At 71.1% G+C, this 4,244-nt stretch carries 6 protein-coding genes and 1 pseudogene; 6 read left to right on the top strand and 1 reads right to left on the bottom strand.

The window, feature by feature from the left end; genetic code table 11:
- Positions 1 to 166: 166 nt before the first annotated feature.
- The 6 genes from E1283_RS32910 to E1283_RS37690 all read left to right on the top strand — a co-directional run bounded on the left by E1283_RS32910 (position 167) and on the right by E1283_RS37690 (position 3,915).
- Positions 167 to 382, top strand: a complete 216-nt coding sequence (locus E1283_RS32910; RefSeq protein ID WP_132821826.1) for a hypothetical protein — start codon at positions 167 to 169, stop codon at positions 380 to 382.
- Between the two features lie 23 nt (positions 383 to 405).
- Positions 406 to 852 (top strand): effector-associated constant component EACC1, encoded by a 447-nt coding sequence (locus E1283_RS32905; RefSeq protein ID WP_243745267.1) that lies wholly within the window; start codon positions 406 to 408, stop codon positions 850 to 852.
- The gene (locus tag E1283_RS32900; RefSeq protein WP_132821825.1) at positions 845 to 2,389 is read left to right on the top strand and encodes a caspase, EACC1-associated type; all 1,545 of its coding nucleotides are present in this window, start codon (positions 845 to 847) and stop codon (positions 2,387 to 2,389) included. Before E1283_RS32905 ends, E1283_RS32900 begins: the two co-directional genes overlap by 8 nt.
- A 21-nt stretch (positions 2,390 to 2,410) precedes the next feature.
- The gene (locus E1283_RS32895; RefSeq protein WP_132821824.1) at positions 2,411 to 2,698 is read left to right on the top strand and encodes a hypothetical protein; all 288 of its coding nucleotides are present in this window, start codon (positions 2,411 to 2,413) and stop codon (positions 2,696 to 2,698) included.
- A 12-nt stretch (positions 2,699 to 2,710) separates the two neighbouring features.
- Positions 2,711 to 3,154, top strand: a complete 444-nt coding sequence (locus E1283_RS32890; protein ID WP_132821823.1) for a hypothetical protein — start codon at positions 2,711 to 2,713, stop codon at positions 3,152 to 3,154.
- 185 nt (positions 3,155 to 3,339) lie between these two features.
- Entirely contained in the window at positions 3,340 to 3,915 is a 576-nt protein-coding gene (locus tag E1283_RS37690) for a hypothetical protein (protein ID WP_165956335.1), read from the top strand.
- 197 nt (positions 3,916 to 4,112) lie between these two features.
- Here E1283_RS37690 and E1283_RS39255 read toward each other — a convergent pair.
- A pseudogene (locus E1283_RS39255) lies at positions 4,113 to 4,244 on the bottom strand (gfo/Idh/MocA family oxidoreductase); the annotation flags it as partial.

Here is a 4,244-nt window from a genome sequence, read left to right as displayed (position 1 = left end):
CTCCGCGCCCGCCCCCGCCGCCGCCGAGTTGGTGTGCGACGTCCCGCGACGTCCCCGCAGGCCGTGCGTCCTGCTCGTGGGAGCGGGGCAACGACCTTTCTGTCGGCCCGTATGGGCGTTCTGTGAAAGGCCTCCGCACGGACAGGAGCGGTGGTACGACTCCTGTATGGCTACCTACCGCACCAAGGACGGCCACACCGTGCGCCTCGGCAGCACCGTGTGGGGCATCAACGGACAAGGCCCCTTCACCCTCAGCAAGCCCGAATCCTCCGCTCCGCGCGGGTGGGTCCGGGCGGTGAGCGGCGACGGCGAGGACAGCCGCCTGCACGCCCCCGAGGACATATCGCTGTACTACAACCTGGTCCGGCGGGTGGAGATCTGAGGATCCGAGGACGGGCACGCCCCTTGGAGACCGAACGGAACCCGGGTGGGCCCGAGCGCACCATCGACCTGGAGGCCCCGATGCCCGAACCGATGTCCGCACAGAACTCCGGCACCGCCCCGGACGCCGCCGAGACACTGTTCACCTGTGCGGTGACAGTCTCCGAGCCAGCCGGTGTCGGTCCGCTGTTCCGTCGCCTCGGCACGATCCCGGACGTGGCCGTCACCCGGCACCGCTCCGGCCCTCAGGACGGCGAACTGGGTGTCGCCGAGACACTGCGGCTGCTGGTGCCGTCCGCAGCGGTGCTCACCGTCGTGATCCGGACGCTGCCGGCGTTCATCCGATCCAGACGGTCGTCCGTGAGTGTGACGATCACCCGTGGCGACCGCTCCGTGACCTTCGACGGCGAGAACCTTCCGGACCCCGAGAAGGCCCTGGAGATCGCCAACCGCCTGCTCGGCGATGACTGACCTGGCGAACCGGGACCACTCCCGTTCACGCGCGGTCCTCATGGGCACCTGGAACTACCGGGACTTCGCCAACGTCCCCGCGGCCGAACGCAGTTTCCACCGGATGCGGGAACTGCTCCAGGACCCGGTGTGCGGCTCGTGGCCGCGCGGTTCCCTCAAGCTGCTCTGCGACCGCCCCACCCTCGGCACGACACACGTCGAACTCATCGAGACGTTCCTCCAGGCCACCGACGTCGCCCTGTTCTACTACGTCGGACACGGGATCTACGACCACCGCGAGCGGCTCTGTCTCGCCGTGGGCGACACCCGGACCGATCCCCACTTCACCGCCGCCACGGGCTTGCCGTTCGAGGCCGTGCGGGACGCGTTCCGAGCCAGCAGGGCCGCGGTCAGGATCGCGGTGCTCGACTGCTGCTACGCGGGGCTCGCCACGGAGGAGTACGGTCGCCTCTCGGCCACCCGTCCGCCCCCGGTGTCCGGTGCCTACGTGCTGATGAGCAGCAGCGCGTTCGAGGCCTCCTGGTACGAGAAGGAGGAGGTCACCGACGCGCAGACGTACTTCACCAAGGCTCTCGTCCGGACGGTGCGGGAAGGCATCCCCGGCGGACCGGCCGGTCTCACCTTCGACCACATCTTCGGCGTGGTCGCCGACCGACTGGTCGAGGACGGCAGACCCGAACCGGGCCGCCGCATCGAGGACCACGCCGCCGGCTGGGTGTTCGCCCGCAACAACGCCGCCGACGCCGCGCCCGGGCCCGGCTCCGACCCGGACACCGTCTTCCACGAGGCATACCGCCTCGAGACCAGGGAGGGAATCGAACGGCTGCCGGTCATCGCCGCGATGTACCGGGCGGCGGCCGAGGCCGGACACGCCCCCTCGATGAACCGGCTCGGGCAGATCGCCGAGGGCCGGGTCCAGGCGAGAATGCAGGGAGTCGAACCACGACCTGCCACCACGGCGGCGCTCCTGGAGGCCACGCGGTGGTACTCGAAGGCCTCGGAAGCCGGCGACCAGGTGGGTCCGCTGCACCTCGGACAGCTCTACGAGGAGCAGTACAAGGACGTGGACCAGGCCGTGTACTGGTACGACCTCGCCGCGCGCCGGGGCAACGGCGCCGCCCAGGAGCGGCTGACCGGACTCCGGCAACGTATCCGCCTCGGAATCGGCACGTCCCGGGAGCCCGAGGAGACGAGGAGTCAGGAGGAACCGGCACCCGCGCGCCCGGCGCCCGCACTCTCCAGCCTCGCCGCCGAGGCGTTACGACAACGATGGCTTGCCGACTGGGACGGCAGCGCGCCGCTGGCGATCGCCCAGTGCCTCGACGTCCTCGTGGATGCCTGCGGTGGACCCCACGGCGAGTGGGCCACCCTCGATGACACGGGGCGGGAGCGCGTCCTCGCCGACTTCCTCACCCTGCTGCCGTCCAGGACGAACCTCGCACGTGCGGCGCGCGACTACTACAAGGCCACCGGCCAGGGAAGGCTCCGCGACCATGCCGCCGGACTCCTTCGCGAGGCGAAGTGGCCCCAACCCTGACGCAGGACAAGGAAGGGCGACGTGACGATCCCCGAAGTCAGTACGGAACTCCGGCAGTCCCTCGAACGCCACCGGTTCTCGCTCCGGCCGCAGCCGGACGCACGCCCCGGCGAGGAGATCGTCGGCGTCGTCCTCGAAGACGGCGGGGAGACGTTCCACGCCGGACGGGTGGACCACCACCTGGGGCTGTGGTCCGCCTTCGCCGTCGTACGGAACGCCGGGCTCTTCCGCATGGACGAGGTAGGCAGACACGAGTCGTTCGAGGACGCCGTGCTCGACGTCCTCATGAGTTTCACCCACCTCGAGTAGAAGGCGGCCGACATGCCCGTCGAACCACGGTTCCGCGACCAGATCAGGTGCCTCGTCCTCAAGGACCGCAGGGCGAAGGCGCTCAACGACGCCCTCTCGCCGGACGACAGAATCGCCTTCAACGACTTCCTCGTCTCCGTGGCCGCCGTACTCCTCGCGCCGCGGCTGGGCGACCGCCGCGGGATCGAGGACATCGCGGCGTTCAGTGACGAGATCGCGGCCCGGCACCGCGAGGAGCGGCGACCGGTCAACGAGTTCGTCGTCGAGGAGATCCTCCGCGAGATCTACGGACTCCCGTTGCTCTTCCGGACGTTCCCGATACCTCCTGCGGCCGTTTCGACGGCCGGCGCGGCCATCGTGCGGTACCTGACCAACACGGACGACGGCGTCGCCGCCGGTATCGACCGCACCCTCGACACCGCCGCACACCTCCACAAACGCCGCAGCCGCCCCTGACGCCACCGCCCCGACGCGACGCCCTCGTAACCTCCGGCGCCACGCCCACCTCCGCGCCCGTCACCCGGATGGCCTAGCGGATGCGGTCGACGGGAGCAGCGACCGCATAGAGTGCGGCTCTCGTCACGAATGGTGACGTACCGTTTCCTCTCTTCATCGCCGAGGTGGTCGTGTCTCCTGCGCAGGTGCCGAAGAGGCCCCACCCGCACGCACCGCACTCCCGCGACCTGGACGCGCGAGTGACGCACTTCGTCTCCCCGGTCACCCGGATGCTGCTGGCCAGCGAAGGGCTCACCACACCACTGCTGCAGGCAGCCTCTGACGGGCCGTTACGGGCTCGGGTGTGGTCGTTGCGGGAGGTGGCGGCCGGGCTGCTCGACCCGGGCGCGCGCGAGCGGTTACGGCTCTCGGGCCAGGAACGGTGCCTGGTGCGGCGCACCCGCCTGGTCCTGGCCTGTGGCACCACGGTGTCCGACAACGTGGTGGTGGCGCGGATGGGTGTCGACCCGCGGGTCGACGAGGTCGCGGGCGACCCGGGGCAGCCGCTGGGTTTCGGACTGGCCGACGCCGGGGTCGTGCTGCGGCGGCGGGTCCACTGGGTCGGCCGGCGGCGCTGGTTCGGGGGCGGGCCCTGCGTCTGCAAGGCGTACACCCTCGATGCCGTCGACGGCCCGCTGGTGCACGTCGAGGAGCTGTTCAGCCCGCAGGTCGTTCCGGCCGACGTCCGCGTCACCCACTCCCCGCAAGGACAGTCGACATGAGTGTGTTCCGAACGGCCCTGCTGTCGGCGGTGGCCGAGGGCGGCAGGCGCCCCGCCGTGATCGAGGACGACGCGACCTGGTCGTACGCCGACCTCGACCGGTGGTCCACGGCCCTGGCCCGGACGCTGGGCCCGTCGCCGCGGGACGAGCCCCAGTGCGCCGCCCTGCTGCTGCCCAACGGCGCTCCGTGGCTGGCCGCCTATCTGGGCGGCCACCCAGGCCGCCGTCTCGGGCGCGAACCGCAGCGTGAAGAACACCACGGAGGCCACGCCGGCCGCCCGCGTCGCGGCCGCCAGCTCGCGCGCCGCCTCGACCGTGGTGGCCACCGG

The sequence above is a fragment of the Streptomyces hainanensis genome (assembly GCF_004348415.1).
Classification (GTDB): domain Bacteria; phylum Actinomycetota; class Actinomycetes; order Streptomycetales; family Streptomycetaceae; genus Streptomyces; species Streptomyces hainanensis.
The sequence above is the reverse complement of the archived record's forward strand: the minus strand, read 5'-3'. Positions and strand labels throughout refer to the sequence as shown.

Bases quoted from the DNA above. Each gene is read 5' to 3' on its own strand.
- E1283_RS32910 (WP_132821826.1), top strand. From the start codon at position 167: ATGGCTACCTACCGCACCAAGGACGGCCACACCGTGCGCCTCGGCAGC.
- E1283_RS32900 (WP_132821825.1), top strand. From the start codon at position 845: ATGACTGACCTGGCGAACCGGGACCACTCCCGTTCACGCGCGGTCCTC.
- E1283_RS32890 (WP_132821823.1), top strand. From the start codon at position 2,711: ATGCCCGTCGAACCACGGTTCCGCGACCAGATCAGGTGCCTCGTCCTC.